The following is a 15,793-nucleotide window of genomic DNA, read 5'->3' as shown; positions in this document are numbered from 1 at the left end:
TTCAGGCGGTGGTTATAAGGCAATTCCGTAACCATGTTGACGCACAGAAAGTTATTTAGTGTGGTGTCCTTGCGTGTCAGCGACACTCATGTTCAATATACTGGCGGATAATTTCAATTGGAGCACCGCCACAACTACCTGCAAAATAACTTGGTGACCACAATGCACCACCCCATAATTTTTTGGTGACGCTAGGGTATTGCCTTTGTCTGATTTTACGACTAGAAACGCCTTTTAGACTATTTACCAGCTTAGAAATACTTACCTTTGGTGGGTAATGCACCAGTAGATATACATGGTCATCTTCTCCATCAAACTCTACCAATTCACTTTCAAACTCATGACACACTTGCTCAAAGATGATTTGTAGCTCATCTAAAATTTCTTTGGTAAACACTTCTTTTCTGTACTTTGTTACAAACACCAGATGCACATGCAGGTTGAAAACAACATGGCGACCACGCCTAAGTTCGGTTTTGGAACTTGACATAAAATTAGACCAATTTATAATTAAGACAATAAAATCATACCAAAACCTATGAAAACACTCAAGCTCCGCATATACACCAAACACACAAACCAACTTGAAAAACTATCAAGTTCGGTAAACTATGTGTGGAACTACGTTAATGAATTAAGTTACAAATACCTACAACGCACAGGCAAATTCTTTAGTGCCTATGACCTAAATCAATACACCAAAGGCAGTGGCGAACTACTTAGCTTACATTCCCAAACCATTCAAGCCATTAACGAAACCCATGCCAAAAGCCGTAAGCAATTTAAAAAGGCTAAACTTAACTGGCGAACCAATAACCCAAAAGCCAAACGCAAATCACTCGGTTGGCTACCATTTAAAAATTCAGCCATCAAACTGCTAAAAACCTACCAAACAGGTAAAAAAGCATTAAAATCCAAACTACAACTAAGCCTAGCCAAAGGACAAAAACTAACAATTACCGTCTTTGACCAATATAACCTTAGTAACCATCACATCAATACCTGTGAGATTATCCAAGACAGCCGAAACCGATGGTATGCGTGCATTACCGTAAAAGATTTCCCAAAAAATCAATGTGGTACAAAATCTATTGGTCTTGATTTGGGTTTAAAAGACAGCGTAACCACCAGCGATGGGGATAAACTAATCACCAAATTTACCCAAAAATACGCAAATAAACTGGCCAAAGCCCAAAGAGCAAATAAGAAAAAGCAAATTAAAGCCATACATGCCAAAATTAAAAATAGCAGGCTTAACGCCATTCATCAATTTACAAGCAAACTTGTCAAACAAAATGCTTTGATTGTGATAGGCAAATTAAAATCAAAAACATTCACATCAAGCAAACTGGCTAAATCGGTTTACGACGCAAGTTGGTATGAACTTAAACGACAGCTGGATTATAAGTGCAAGCATGCAGGTTGTCTGTTTGAAGAAGTGAATGAAAGTTTTACAACCCAGACTTGTTCGTGTTGTTTGAGTATATCAAATAATAGTCCGAAAGGTAGAGCAGGTTTGGCAATAAGAGAATGGACTTGTGGTGCTTGTAACACCACGCATGATAGAGATATTAATGCAGCCAAAAACATTCTCCGTCTCGGACGTGAGACGCTAGCTGTAGGAAGCCCCTTGCTTTAGCTAGGGGAGTACGTCACTGCTATCTTTGTCTGTCTAATAAATACATGCCCAAAATGCTGATGGCAATCATGGGCAACAACACCATCAGCAAGGGTGACACACCTGTTGCCAATGCCACATAACCCACCAAGTCTTGTAAATAACTGAACAATAGCCCAAACAACAACGCCATGACGACACGCAAACCCAAGCTGTACTGACGTAATGAGCCAAACACAAACGAACACGCCACCAACACCAATGCCAACGTCGATAACGGTGATAAAAGCTTTTGCCAAAATGCCAACTCGTGGCGTAAAGACCGCTTTTGCTGACTGTCCATAAAAGAGCGGTGGGCAAGTAACTGGCTCAAAGACAGGTCTTGAGCGTTACGGGTAAGCAGATACACCGATTTTGGCTCTATTGGTAACGTCAAGATGTCTTGGGGTTTATTACTTTCAAAGGCATTTCTGTTTTGATTGGTGGTGCTGTTTTGATTAACGGTATTGCCGATATTGACTTGACTGACTTGGGACAATTGCCATTGATGTTGGACTTTGGGTGAGTGGATTTTGGCTGAATGGAAAGCAGGTGAGTGGGAAGCAAAAGACGATGGAATAGGTTGACTGCCAACATAATGACCACCACGAGCCAAGGTTGCTGACAACAGATTGCCAACGGCATCAAAATGCCAACGCTTGACCAGGCCAATATTACCATCACTGTCTGCATAGTCAATAAACAGCACGTCTTGTCCTATGCCAGTGCCTTTGACATCATAAGTTGGCTGTATCGTCCAATAGCCTGTGATTGATGTCGTGCCATTATCCGCCTGATAACGAATGGTTTTTGCCATGTGATTGCTGGTTGGCAGCACAAACTGATTTATCAATAACGCAACCAACACAAAAATTAGGGCAGGTTGCATCACCCAACTGACAATCTTAACACTGCTCACGCCACTGGCTCGCATCACCACAATTTCGCTGTGATTGGCAAGTAATCCCAACCCGACCACCGCCCCAAGCAACGCCCCTGTGGGAATGAATTGCTGTAAAAAATAAGGCGACATATAAAGAATATACCGCAAAGCATCTACTAACTGGTAACCATCGGATAAATTATCCAATTCTGCCAAATACGCAAACAATGTCTGTAAAAGCCATAACCCAAGTACAGATGTGGTGATGGACAACAAGGCAGTTTTTTTGACGTATCGGCTAAGTAATGACATGGTGTATGACGTATGGTTAAAAAATAATTAGTTTGCTGGCTGATGTGATTTTGCTGATTAATGTAACCTTGGTGATTGATTTGGCGACTGACGCTGTGCATAAAAACCAAATCGCAACCGCTGATTGAGCCGACTTGCCCAATTTAAATACAAGGCTAGGATAAACAGCACAACCAATAATGCCCCATATGCCCACACACCAACCTTACCATCACTGATGGGTTTTTTGAGTGAAATCAGTAACAGTGCAACACTCACAAACAGCAAAATGGCAGGAATAAGACGTAACCAACGCCCCTGTCTTGGTCGCACTTGTGCCAACGGGATGGCAAACATTGGGGCAAGCAACATCAGCCATGGTAACGCCAAGCGATAACCCAACTCAGCTTGAGCGGCAATGTTGGGCGCGTTGTCGACCGTTGGCTGTCGGCTGGCTTGCCAAATTTGACTCAAAGGCTGAGTCTCTTTATTGTCATCATTGACCACGTCTTGGACAGGCTGTGTTAAGGTTAAGCGATAACGAGCAAACCCCACTTGGTTGTATTTTAGGCTGTCAGCACTGATTTCATAACGTCTGCCATTGAATAAATCCAGCTGAGTCTTGCCCATGCTTTTTGCTCTGACTTGTGATTCTGTAGAGTCGGTCAATACTTGTTTGGCAGTTTTTGCCAAAATCAGCGTGTCTTGACTGGTCAGCGGTTTGGGCGGCTGGGTATCTTGTGGTTCAGTGGTTTGTGTTTGGATAAGCAACACGTCTTGTAGCTGTTTTTTATCTGGGCTGACACTGCCCACATACAAATGATAATCACCGCTACTGATAAACTCACCAGGGCGAATAAGCTCAAAGGCACTTTTTAACGCTTGTTCTTGCCAAATGGATTCAGAATGTCTGACACCCCAAGGCTTACCAAATAAGCTCAACGTCGCTTCAATGACAAACAACAGTAAAATTAAGGGGGTTGCCATGCGACCTAACCGCCCACGAGAGATGCCACTGGCGTTGATGACCGCCATTTCATGGTCAACCCACAAGCGTCCGAATACCAACATCAATGCAATAAAAAACGCCAATGGTAAAATCAGTTCAAGAAAAAATGGCAGATTGTAACCAATGATGGTGAACAACAACCCCACATCCAATCTGCCTTCTGCTGCCAAACCAAAATAGCGAATAAGCCGACCACCAAGTAACAGCACCACCAAAAACCCAAGCACCACAGCGGTATTTAGGCTAAGTTGATAAATCATATAACGGCGTAAAATCACCTAAAGCTCTCACAAGATAACATCAAGATAACCTCAAGATAACATTGACATATAAAATTGAAACATAACATTTAATGGCGACAAAAAGCCAAGGTATGGTACACTAAAAGTGCTTATTTTATCATTCATTTTAATGTCTCATTTTAATTTAATGTTTCACTTTAATATTTAATAGGGAAATGCACATGAACATTCAACTGACGCAAAAACTGCCCAAATTACAAGGCAAAAAACTCTTCAAAAAACCCACACCAAAAGATAACCATTGCTTGGTGGTGCTGGTTGATGAAGATGGTCAGCCATTGGCCAGTCAAGAGCTTGGCGACCACAGTGAGCGAATTCATCTTTTGACACAGGTTGCTCATTTTAAAGGCAAGCAAGGCGAGACGCTCAGTGATTATGCCCTTGATACAGATGCCAAAGCCAACCCAATTCAGCTGTTGTTAGTTGGGGTGGGTCAGCGAAGCAAACTCAATGCCCACGCCCTACAAAAGATTGCCAAAGCCATCTATGACAATTTGCATCAACGGGTAACCACCTGCACTGTGGTGTTGGGTGATGCGTTTGACGACATTCAAGGCAACACAAGTGAGCCATTCACCCAATTTGCCTTGAGTTTATTAAACGCCAGTTACCGTTTTGACAAATACAAATTTGACGCCAGCACACCGATGCTTGCCGACATTTATTTGTTGGCGGATAAACGCCATGATGACGCATTACAATTTGTACAAGCGGTATTCACAGGGCAAAAACTGACACGAGATGTTGCCAATGAACCGGGTAATGTCTGCTATCCTCAATACATGGCAAATCAAGCCCTACAGCTGGCAAAAACATATCCTGACATGCTCAAAGTAACTGTCTTGGACGAAAAACACATGCACAAGCTTGGCATGAACTGCTTTTTGGCAGTTGCCAATGGCTCCAGCAAACAAGGTCAACTGGTCATTTTAGAGTATTATGGTCAATCTAAATTCACCGATAAAGCCAGCAAAAACAAAAAACATCACCCAGAAGATGCGCCCATCGCCTTGGTTGGTAAAGGCGTTACTTTTGATTCTGGTGGCATCTCCATTAAGCCATCATCAGGCATGGATGAAATGAAGTTTGACATGGGTGGGTCTGCAGCCGTGCTGGGTACGGTCAAAGCCTTGTGTGAAGCCAAATTGCCCATCAACGTGGTTGCTGCCCTTGCGTGTGCCGAAAACATGCCATCAGGTGATGCCACCCGTCCAGGAGACATTGTTACTGCCATGAATGGCAAAACAGTTGAAATTTTGAATACCGATGCTGAAGGCAGATTGGTGCTGGCGGACACACTCAGCTACATTGAGCGGTATCAGCCCAAAGTCATCATTGATGCTGCCACCTTGACAGGGGCAATGGTGGTCGCCTTAGGTCATGTGCGCACAGGCTTGTTTGGCAATGATGAAGACGTGATATTTGATTTACAAAAGGCTGCTGAACAATCAGGTGATTTGGTCTGGCACATGCCCATGGATAATGAATACCAAAGTCAACTGGATTCACCCATCGCTGACATGCAAAATATTGGCGAACGTTATGGCGGTTCTATAACCGCAGCGTGTTTCTTATCTCGCTTCATCGATGAAAACCAAGCGTGGGCTCATTTAGACATCGCAGGTACAGCGTGGAGCTCTGGTAAAAATAAAGGGGCTACTGGTCGCCCTGTGCCATTGTTCATGACGTATCTGAAAAATGCCAGTCTGAAAAATGCCAGCAAGAAAAGTCACTGATTGCCAATTTTCTGACTGCCATAAGCGTCAACATGACACAAATTACTTTTTACATTTTACAAAATTCAGGTCAGCCCTTGAGCCAAGTTTCTGAACAAGATGTCTTACTGTTGTTTGTGTGTCGTCTGTGTCAGGCCATGCTTGATAAGTCTGAACACAGTGTGGTGCTTGATGACAATGTCAGCAGATTAGAGCGGTTAGACGAGTGGTTGTGGTCATTTGCACCCACAAGCTTTATGCCACATGATGGTTTTGTTGAGTCATCAGTTGAGCAATTTTTGGCAAGTGTTGCTCCCATTCGTCTGCTGAATAACGCCAGTTGGTTGTCAGCAAGTGATGCAAAAGTGCCTTGGAATGGTGTGGTGATAAACTTGTCTACCACACCATTGACGTTGCCCAATGCCGTCGCCAGCCAAGCTGTTACCAATAAGGACGGTTTGGCTGATGAATCGGTGGTGTGTGCCCCCAGTCGTTTGCTTGAAATCATCGCTGGTAATGAAGCGGATAAAGAAATTGGACGGACAAAATACCGCCATTATCAACGTCAAGGCCATCAACCCAAGCATCATGTCCTATCACTTTATCCAAACAAATGACAAAATCCGAACAGATGACAAAATTGTCTTGCTAAATGGTCATTTACTGTTACTATTCAGTAATGATAATTCAGTCATGGCAATTCTGTTATGATTATTCTTCTGTTATGATTATTCAATGGAAGAAAGTTAGGACTTAGGATTAGGTTATGAAAGCCATTGTACAACTTTATAATCGCATTGGTTTGGTACCACTTATCATCGTTGGGTTGGTGTTGGGTACGTTGATTGGTTGGCTGTTGCCCAATGTGGGCTTGGCACTTGGATTGCTTGGCAGTTTGTTTGTGGGGGCATTAAAAGCGGTTGCGCCCATTTTAGTGCTGATTTTGGTGATGGCCGCCATCGCCCAGCACCGTTCTGGCGGTGATGTGTATGTCAAGCCTGTGCTCATTATGTATGTGTTTGGCACATTTTTGGCAGCATTGACGGCGGTTATTGCCAGTTTTATGTTTCCCACTGAGCTGGTGCTGGTTCAATCTGCCATTGAGCAGACACCGCCATCAAGCTTACGAGAAGTCATCACCAATTTGTTGATGAATGTGGTTGCAAACCCCGTTCATGCCCTTGTTAACGCCAATTATATTGGCATTTTGTCTTGGGCTGTGCTGATGGGATTTGCGTTGCGTCAAGCAGGCGAAACCACACAAAAAATGGTGGTGGATTTGTCTGATGCCATCTCACAGGTGGTTAAATGGGTCATTGCCACCGCCCCATTAGGCATTTTAGGACTGGTTGCCCAAACTGTTGCTGAAACTGGTTTTTCAGCCTTAGCAGGGTATGTCCGTGTTTTGACTGTGTTGGTTGGTTCTATGCTGTTCATTGCATTGGTGGTTAATCCCATCATTGTCTATGTCAAAACAGGTAAAAATCCTTATCCTTTGGTGTTTACCTGCTTGCGTGAGTCAGGCGTTACCGCATTTTTTACTCGCAGCTCTGCCGCTAACATTCCTGTTAATATGAACTTGGCTCGCAAATTAGGCTTGCATGAAGACACGTATTCAGTTACTTTGCCATTGGGCGCGACCATCAACATGGCAGGGGCAGCAATCACCATCAACGTACTGACCTTAGCCGCTGCCCAAACTTTGGGCATCAACGTCGACTTTGGTTCGGCATTGATATTGGCGGTGGTGGCGACGTTAAGTGCTTGTGGAGCGTCAGGCGTGGCAGGTGGTTCATTGTTGCTCATTCCTTTGGCATGCAGTTTGTTTAACATTCCCAATGACATTGCCATGCAAGTGGTTGCCATCGGCTTTATCATCGGTGTGGTGCAAGATTCGGCAGAGACAGCACTTAACTCATCGACCGATGTGCTGTTTACCGCAGCAGCCGACCCCAAATATGCACGTCATTGATGTTTACCATAATAACTAAGCCAGCTTAATTTAATTTGATGGCATTCATCTGATAAAAAAGACAGCCGTGCTGCTGTCTTTTTTTTTTTTTGTTAGGGAGTTGAGTGAATGGTAACAGATGAAAATCCGTAGTTAATTAGTGGCTCAGGTGGCAGGGTGAAACACACATGATTGACAGGATAATAAAATTATTTCTTTTAAAATGTATTGACATATTGTAAGCATTTAGTTTATGGTTGTTAAATAATTTAGAAAAGGGAACAATAATGCCTGTTTTAAGACATATCCCTGTATTTCTCATAGGTGCAATGGTATATCAACCCGCTCTGGCAGACCTACCTTTGACGGTTGAAGATTTAACAGCAGATAAAAATAAATTTAAATTGTCGAGCAATTTAAGTTATTTTAACCAAGCACAAAGAAATTTAACCGAACAAGGTTATGGCATTGTAGACCTAGGCAATGGTCGAACAATCACTTTGCCAAATCCTCCAACGGAAGGTGTGAGCAATACAGATAGTTTGATAGGAACACTGGGTTTAAATTACGGCATTACCGATAAATGGGAAATGGGAGCTAAAGCCAATGCCTTGTATCGACAGACAAGGCAAAATGCAGGTGATGAAAATCATCAAAATTCAGACACATATCTACAAGATGTTTCTATCACCACTCAATATCAAACTACCGAAAATCATAAAAAATTCCCTAATAGTTTGATTTTTGGCGAAATATCGCTTTATGATAAAACCGATGGTTTGGATTCAAAAACTTTTTCATCTGCATTGATTGGTGGAACGCTATACACCGTTAACGACCCTATTGTCTTAAGTTTAACAGGCAGTTATCAATACAATGCCAAGCGTGATATTTTAACCCAAAACAAAATAGTGGATATTGGCGATGTTCTGTCTGTCAATGGTACGGTTGGCTTTGCCGTAAATCCTGATATCACCCTAAATACTGGTGTTGGCTGGCAATTAAGGCAAGCGGATAAAATCAATGGCATAAATCTTGGTATCAAACAAACACAAACCAATTTAAGTCTAGGTTTGGCTTATGCCTTATCCCAAAGAAGTAATATCACGGCAAATGTTCGTACCAATATATCAGGAGACGGCGGTAGTACCTTTTCAGTGGGACTAACCACCAAGCTTGGCGAGCTACCGCCACCGCTATCCGAGCGTTATCGGAAGGAAAAAACATTGCAATGATGCAATGAATCTTAACCCTAAATCTAACAAGGAGTTTATTATGAAATTGATGTCTAAAATCGCAGTAGCTTCTTTAGCGTCTACTTGCCTAACTGTATCTGCAATGGCAGAAGTTGCTCAGCCTGCCTTGACAACCCCAAGCACAGAAGCTGTTGTTTTTAACAACCATCTAGACACTGCTGATTTAAACTATGCCTTTGGCGGTAACCAAGACTTGCAAGTACAAGCGATGACAAGTCAAGAGATGGATGAAACACAGGGGGCTGTTGTTCCAGCTTATGCTCTTGGTGTATTTATGATGGGTACGGGTAGATTCATAGCCACTAAATATGTTTCAAGAAGTGTAGCAGTAAATGCCGCCCGTAATGGCAATAATGTAATGGTAAGGGGAACTTCTCAACAAGCTAGAAGTTTAGCTAGACAAGCTTACGGGAATAATAATGTAACTCGGCATGGTCCTAGTGATCATAGAAGCCATGTTGATTATTCACATTATCAACCCACTAAACGAGATGGTAATAACGGGCATATTTTCTACGGTAACCGTTACCATAGGTAAATTTAATTAACTCTAGTCAATCAAACCTTATCTTCTCAGAAGCTAAGGTTTGATTAGATATATTTTAAAATAACTTGGCTATTAAACTGGTTATAATAATATGATTATTGAAATAAAACCGCACAAACCTATTGGTAAAAATTCTTTATATTTTAATGGTCATTATTTAGGAAAAAACAACGAGAGAAATGCTTTTATTTGTGGAGCACATGAAATATGTAGTAGTGAAGTTTTAATCGATAATGAAAAAATAAATGGTTCATGGCTACAACGGGTGCAGAAAATCAAACGCAACAAAAATGCCATTGTTAATTATTTGTTGACAAAAGAAGGAGGTGATTTATTACGGTCTGTTTTTGATAAATTTGGATCATTCGAGCTTGCTTTTTTTGAAGACAATGAAGAAGTCGCAGAGGTATCCAGTCATGTATCCATTAATGACTTGAGGGAAAATATGCTTTTAAATATAAATACAACAATCAGTGTACATAAATAGCTAGAGGCTAATAATGAAAGTATTTGGATTGACCGTTTTAGCAAAAGATATAGTAGGACTTCATTATATCAATCATACTGTTGCAGCTATGAGTTTGGCGGAAGCTGATAATATCGTATTAAAATATTACCAAATGATTCAAGATGAATTGATTGAATTTGATCAAGCTGTAGAACTAGAAATCAACTGCTCAAAATCCAAGTCACAGATTTTAGATACGCAAGGAAAGATTTATTTTCAGGAAAAATAAATCTGTTTCTTTTGCTGAATCTACTTTTTGATATTTGGTAAGTACATTAAAAAAGACGAATATAATTAATATGCCCCTAAAAAATATATTTCTCCCTATTATATTCTGTATTTATGGCATATTACCAGTCCATGCCACGCCCTTTATCATCAATTCCCAAACGCTAGATACTACCAATCTAAATGTAAAATCTTACAAGGATAAAAAAGATGCAGGCGTAGTCAAGCAAGACCTAGACCATTCTTGTGGGGCATCATCGCTTGCCACCATCTTAACTTATTTTTATCAAAATCCCACTTCTGAACGTCAAATACTAGATGACATGGCTTTGTCTGATGTGATGGCTTCTTTTAGCGATTTGGCGACCGTTAGTCAAAAATATGGATTTGTCGCCAAAGGTTTTACTACCAATTACGACACCTTATCAAAATTAAAAATCCCTGCCATCGTTTATCTTAATCACAAGCGTAGCGACCATTTTAGCGTTGTGCGTGCTATTGATAATGACAGGGTTTATTTGGCAGATTCAAGTTGGGGTAATCGAGTATTAAGCAAAAAACAATTTGAACAAATGTGGCATACCAACAATGACCCAAACTTACAAGGAAAGGTTTTATTGATACTGCCTAGCAATGAACAACAAAAACAGTCATCTGACACTAATTTCGTCAAGATACAAGACGCTCAAAAGTTGTTACGAGAATCCCCTGTGCTATTTCGAGACTTTTTATAGATAGCCAATATTTGCATTTGTAATCAAAGCCAAACAACCAATCCTTTGGTTTAACGCCCAGCCAGTTTATGGGCTTGGTGCTAAAATAGGTGGCAGATACAGGCAATTCGTCAGGGTCTTTTGGGCTACTAAAATGATTTGATTCTAAATCGCTTGGGTTGTCAGGCGCTGAAAGGTCAATAGCCAGCTTGTGCAAGTTTTGTTATAATCTTTGGCTTATGCCTGTTTGGTTTTGTGCCTACTTATCAGTTCAGTGTTTTGAATGGTTTTTTTTAAGTGGGCAATGTGGTTTTATTCGTTTTTTATTTCCATTTTTTTGTCTTGTGGTGATATGATTGGAGATGCCTAAAAATCCATCAATCAGCAAGTAGCAATCAGTAAGGCATCAATCAACAAGCATATTCTTAATAAATAGATTTTTAATCAAGGTACTAAGGCAATATTATGGTCGCAATTACCCTACCTGATGGTAGTATCAAACAATTTGACGGTAACACCACCGTGATGCAAGTGGCTCAAAGTATCGGTGCTGGGCTTGCCAAGGCCACCGTGGCAGGTCGGGTTAATGGTCAGTTGGTCGATGCCAGCGACCCCATCACCACCGATGCCACGGTAGAGATAATCACCCCAAAAGATGATGCAGGCGTGGAGATTATCCGTCATTCAACCGCCCATCTTTTAGGTCATGCGGTCAAACAGCTCTACCCTGATGTTAAAATGGTCATCGGGCCTGTCATTGATGATGGCTTTTATTATGACATTTATAGCGAACGCCCCTTTACCCCTGATGACATGGCAAAGATTGAAGCTCGCATGATACAACTCATCAACCAAGATTATGATGTCATCAAAAAAATGACCCCACGAGATGAGGTTATCAAAACTTTCTTGGAGCGTGGCGAGACTTATAAACTTCGCTTGGTGGAGGACATGCCTGATGAAACCCACATGGGCTTGTATCACCATCAAGAATACATTGATATGTGTCGTGGGCCACACGTGCCGAACACTCGCTTTTTAAAGGCGTTTAAACTGACCAAAATGAGCGGTGCGTACTGGCGAGGCGATGCCAAAAACGAACAACTCCAACGCATCTACGGCACGGCGTGGGCGGACAAAAAACAGCTTAAAGCCTACTTACAACGCATAGAAGAAGCCGAAAAAAGAGACCACCGCAAAATCGGTAAAGCCTTGAATTTATTTCACATGCAAGAAGAAGCCCCTGGAATGGTGTTTTGGCACCCCAATGGCTGGACAATCTGGCAAGTGCTTGAACAATATATGCGTAAAGTCCAAAAAGACAACGGCTACCTTGAAATCAAAACCCCACAGGTCGTGGATAGAAGTCTGTGGGAAAAATCTGGGCATTGGGAAAATTATGGCGATATGATGTTCACCACATCGTCAGAAAAGCGGGACTATGCCGTCAAGCCAATGAACTGCCCTTGTCATGTGCAGGTGTTTAATCAAGGCTTAAAATCCTACCGTGATTTGCCCCTACGCTTGGCTGAGTTTGGCTCATGCCACCGCAACGAGCCATCAGGGTCTTTGCATGGCATCATGCGTGTGCGTGGCTTTACCCAAGACGATGCCCACATCTTTTGCACCAATGCCCAAATTCGCTCAGAAGCCCTTAATTTTATCAAACTTACCCTTGATGTGTATAAAGACTTTGGGTTTGACCATATCCAAATGAAGCTGTCCACTCGCCCAGAAAAACGGGTTGGGGCAGATAAGTTGTGGGACTTGGCAGAACAAGCCCTAGCCGACGCCCTAGATAACGCTGGGCTTGACTGGGAGCTACAAGCAGGCGAAGGGGCGTTTTATGGTCCTAAGATTGAGTTTAGCCTACAAGATTGTATCGGACGGGTTTGGCAATGTGGCACATTACAGCTGGACTTTAACCTACCTGAACGCTTGGACGCTGAGTTTGTGGGAGAATCAGGCGAGCGTGAACGCCCTGTCATGCTTCACCGTGCGATTTTGGGGTCATTTGAACGCTTTATTGGCATTTTGATTGAACATTATGCAGGTCTCTTCCCAGCATGGCTTGCCCCCCAACAAGTGGTTGTGATGAACATCACCGACAAGCAAGCTGACAGCGTGGGCGATGTGGTTAGCAAGCTAAACACCAAAGGCTATCGTGCCATCAGTGATTTGCGTAACGAAAAAATTGGCTTTAAAATTCGTGAACGCACCTTAGAACGCATTCCGTTTATGCTGATTTTGGGTGATAAAGAAGTGGAGAGTGGTACGGTCAATGTGCGTACTCGCGCGGGCGATAACTTAGGCAGTATGAACCTTGACGACTTTATCAAAGTATTAGATGGGGCGATTGAGAAAAAAGGTCGGCTAAATTTGTGAACAGAATAAGTTCATTAAGAAAAATCCATTCAAAACATTGAATGGATTTTTTAAAACCATGTTTAACGAAGTTAATTTTGTTGACAACCCATTTGTCTTTCCATTTATCTTTCCATTTATCTTTCCATTTATCTTTATGGATATCATGAAAAGCATCACACCATCATTATGTCTTTGCTTTATTTTTTTACTCATTCAACAAATGATTGTTGGCCTATCCACCTATTTTATTGCCAATCTTGCCATAGACATTGCTAAAAATGATGATTTTTTGCTAAATTTAGCTGGTTTTGTTTTATCGTTAATCATTGTTTATATTCCTGCTTATTTTTCCACCATTTATTTAGAAAAGTCAAAATTTGACCTACTAAATAATTATGTGCAAAAATTTACGACGACTTTTTTTGGCAAAACTGTCTTGCTGAATAATAAAGAACTCAAAGACCAAAGCACCGTTTTTGTCAGTCAAGAGAGCAAATCAGTGATAGATGACATGCTAGACTTTGCATTTGATGGCGTGGCACTGATTTTAAATTTATTGATTAACATCTTAATCTTGGGATTTTTTCTTGATTATGATTTATTGGTGGCGTATATCGTTGGATTTTTATTGGTGGAATTTTTTATTTTTTACCATAAAAATCAAATATCTAAGATGTCAAAAATATCTCAAAAATCCAGAATATATTTTATTGCCATTTTAAATAAAATTTGGGACAATGTGATTATTTCTAATCAATATAATGTGGGTATTTTTAACCGTATTTATAAAAATAATCTTGACCGCTCAAAAAAATATCATATTCACAGCCAATCATTCAATCAATTAATTTCTAGTTTTGGTATGATTTTGTTTATGATTCCTGTATTGGGCTTGATTGTTTATTTGTTTATCAAACACCACAATGATTATGTATTTTTATCATTGTTGGTTGCAACATTACCAAGACAAATACAGCTATTGCAAATGGGTCAGGCACTTGTTTTCCACCAAACCAATTTTTCTGGCATTAAAGCCAGATTTATTGGTTTGCAAAATTCGTTAAATATGCCTGATATTGACATATTAAGCAGAATTAACTTTAAAGAGATTTTTATTAATAACATGCCATTGAGTGATTTTGATTTAAGTCATTTGCCAAAAAAAGGCAGAATGACGATTAAAGGGCGTAATGGGGCAGGTAAAAGCAGTTTTTTGTTGTATTTAAAAACATTATTATCAAACAGGGCTTTTTATTTACCTGTCAACCATGATTTATTTTTTCATCAAAATCATAAAAAATCCACAGGTCAAAAATTATTATCTCAATTAATGCAAATTAATAATAATAAAAGCGATGTTGATGTCATCATTCTTGATGAATGGGACGCAAACTTGGATGGCATCAACAAAAGTCATCTTGATGAGTTAATTAATGAATTGGCAAGACAAAGATTGGTTATTGAAGTCAGGCATTAAAAACCCCTTGAAATCCCTGTCATTTTTAAGTAAAATATAAATCCATATTTTTATTTGGAGTATTTACCATTAAACCGTCAAACCGTTTAAACATCAATGAAGATATCCGTGCCAAAGAAGTCCGTTTGGTCAAAGAAGACGGCGAGCAGGTTGGTATTGTCGATATCAAATCAGCATTACAAGCTTCTCGTGATGCTGAACTGGATTTGGTTGAAATTGTTCCAGATGCCAAGCCACCTGTTTGCAAAATCATGGATTACAAAAAGTATTTGTACGATCAAAAACAGAAGGCAAAAGAAGCCAAAAAAAACCAAAAGCAGACCCAGCTCAAAGAGATGAAACTGCGTCCAGGCACAGAAGAAGCAGACTACCAAGTTAAATTGCGTAAAATTATCAGCTTCTTAGAAGACCAAGACAAAGTTAAAGTTACCATTCGCTTTCGTGGCCGTGAAATGGCTCACCAACAAATTGGCTTACAACAGCTTGAGCGTATCATCGAAGATACCGCCGAATATGCCAACGTTGAGCAACCACCCAAAATGGAAGGGCGACAGATGGGAATGTTGTTAGGACCAACGAAGAAAAAATCTTAACATATACCTTAATATATGGTACTCACTCACAATCCAATGTGAGTACATATGGTCATATGCAATCAGACATACTGACACCGTATATCACTGATGACCATATAGATGGTCATCATATGCCGTTGCCACGTTAATCTAAACCATCATGCTTTGATGATTCAGATTAACGTTTTTTTATGTATGCCAATTGGCGGTTAATTTGGTATTTGGTTTTGTTCGGTTATTGAATTACTTTGCTTACGGAATGACTTTGGTTCACAATGTCATTAATCACTATGTCATAAGGTAAACTGTCATAA

Annotated in this window: 15 protein-coding genes; 12 read left to right on the top strand and 3 right to left on the bottom strand. The window is 40.7% G+C overall.

Features of this window, described 5'->3' with window-relative positions; genetic code table 11:
* Positions 1–76: 76 nt before the first annotated feature.
* Positions 77–490, bottom strand: a complete 414-nt coding sequence (gene tnpA / locus WDM69_RS09345) for an IS200/IS605 family transposase (RefSeq protein WP_078306342.1) — start codon at positions 488–490, stop codon at positions 77–79.
* A 48-nt stretch (positions 491–538) separates the two neighbouring features.
* Here tnpA and WDM69_RS09340 point away from each other — a divergent pair, with 48 nt between their 5' ends.
* Positions 539–1,639 carry an RNA-guided endonuclease InsQ/TnpB family protein gene (locus WDM69_RS09340; RefSeq protein WP_078306341.1) on the top strand — a complete coding sequence of 367 codons (1,101 nt, stop codon included), beginning with the start codon at positions 539–541 and terminating at the stop codon, positions 1,637–1,639.
* Positions 1,640–1,658: 19 nt separating this feature from the next.
* Here WDM69_RS09340 and WDM69_RS09335 read toward each other — a convergent pair whose 3' ends face one another.
* Positions 1,659–2,852, bottom strand: coding sequence for an LptF/LptG family permease (locus WDM69_RS09335; RefSeq protein WP_078306340.1), 1,194 nt, complete (start codon positions 2,850–2,852; stop codon positions 1,659–1,661).
* 57 nt (positions 2,853–2,909) lie between these two features.
* Entirely contained in the window at positions 2,910–4,118 is a 1,209-nt protein-coding gene (gene lptF / locus WDM69_RS09330) for an LPS export ABC transporter permease LptF (protein ID WP_276206610.1), read from the bottom strand.
* A 185-nt stretch (positions 4,119–4,303) separates the two neighbouring features.
* Between lptF and WDM69_RS09325 the strand changes: the two genes are divergently transcribed.
* The 11 genes from WDM69_RS09325 to infC all read left to right on the top strand — a co-directional run bounded on the left by WDM69_RS09325 (position 4,304) and on the right by infC (position 15,497).
* A complete protein-coding gene (locus WDM69_RS09325) occupies positions 4,304–5,878 on the top strand; it encodes a leucyl aminopeptidase (RefSeq protein WP_338755410.1) in 1,575 nt (524 codons plus the stop codon).
* 77 nt (positions 5,879–5,955) lie between these two features.
* Positions 5,956–6,474 (top strand): DNA polymerase III subunit chi, encoded by a 519-nt coding sequence (locus tag WDM69_RS09320; protein WP_338755409.1) that lies wholly within the window; start codon positions 5,956–5,958, stop codon positions 6,472–6,474.
* A 149-nt stretch (positions 6,475–6,623) separates the two neighbouring features.
* Positions 6,624–7,829 (top strand): serine/threonine transporter SstT, encoded by a 1,206-nt coding sequence (sstT, locus tag WDM69_RS09315; RefSeq protein ID WP_338755408.1) that lies wholly within the window; start codon positions 6,624–6,626, stop codon positions 7,827–7,829.
* Positions 7,830–8,095: 266 nt separating this feature from the next.
* Complete coding sequence (locus WDM69_RS09310; RefSeq protein ID WP_338755407.1) at positions 8,096–9,043, top strand: transporter; 948 nt, start codon at positions 8,096–8,098, stop codon at positions 9,041–9,043.
* Positions 9,044–9,083: 40 nt separating this feature from the next.
* The gene (locus tag WDM69_RS09305; RefSeq protein WP_338755406.1) at positions 9,084–9,602 is read left to right on the top strand and encodes a hypothetical protein; all 519 of its coding nucleotides are present in this window, start codon (positions 9,084–9,086) and stop codon (positions 9,600–9,602) included.
* A 100-nt stretch (positions 9,603–9,702) separates the two neighbouring features.
* The gene (locus WDM69_RS09300; RefSeq protein WP_338755405.1) at positions 9,703–10,098 is read left to right on the top strand and encodes a hypothetical protein; all 396 of its coding nucleotides are present in this window, start codon (positions 9,703–9,705) and stop codon (positions 10,096–10,098) included.
* Positions 10,099–10,111: 13 nt separating this feature from the next.
* Positions 10,112–10,348, top strand: coding sequence for a hypothetical protein (locus WDM69_RS09295; protein ID WP_338755404.1), 237 nt, complete (start codon positions 10,112–10,114; stop codon positions 10,346–10,348).
* A 70-nt stretch (positions 10,349–10,418) separates the two neighbouring features.
* Positions 10,419–11,081 carry a C39 family peptidase gene (locus WDM69_RS09290; RefSeq protein WP_338755403.1) on the top strand — a complete coding sequence of 221 codons (663 nt, stop codon included), beginning with the start codon at positions 10,419–10,421 and terminating at the stop codon, positions 11,079–11,081.
* Positions 11,082–11,525: 444 nt separating this feature from the next.
* A complete protein-coding gene (thrS, locus tag WDM69_RS09285; RefSeq protein ID WP_338755402.1) occupies positions 11,526–13,445 on the top strand; it encodes a threonine--tRNA ligase in 1,920 nt (639 codons plus the stop codon).
* 145 nt (positions 13,446–13,590) lie between these two features.
* The gene (locus WDM69_RS09280) at positions 13,591–14,904 is read left to right on the top strand and encodes an ABC transporter ATP-binding protein (protein WP_338755401.1); all 1,314 of its coding nucleotides are present in this window, start codon (positions 13,591–13,593) and stop codon (positions 14,902–14,904) included.
* 92 nt (positions 14,905–14,996) lie between these two features.
* The gene (gene infC, locus WDM69_RS09275; protein ID WP_338755921.1) at positions 14,997–15,497 is read left to right on the top strand and encodes a translation initiation factor IF-3; all 501 of its coding nucleotides are present in this window, start codon (positions 14,997–14,999) and stop codon (positions 15,495–15,497) included.
* The last annotated feature ends 296 nt before the right edge of the window (positions 15,498–15,793 follow it).

It is taken from the genome of Lwoffella lincolnii (genome assembly GCF_037201985.1).
GTDB classification, from domain to species: domain Bacteria; phylum Pseudomonadota; class Gammaproteobacteria; order Pseudomonadales; family Moraxellaceae; genus Psychrobacter; species Psychrobacter lincolnii.
Note: the sequence above shows the minus strand (reverse complement) of the source record. Positions and strands in the feature narration are given on the sequence as shown.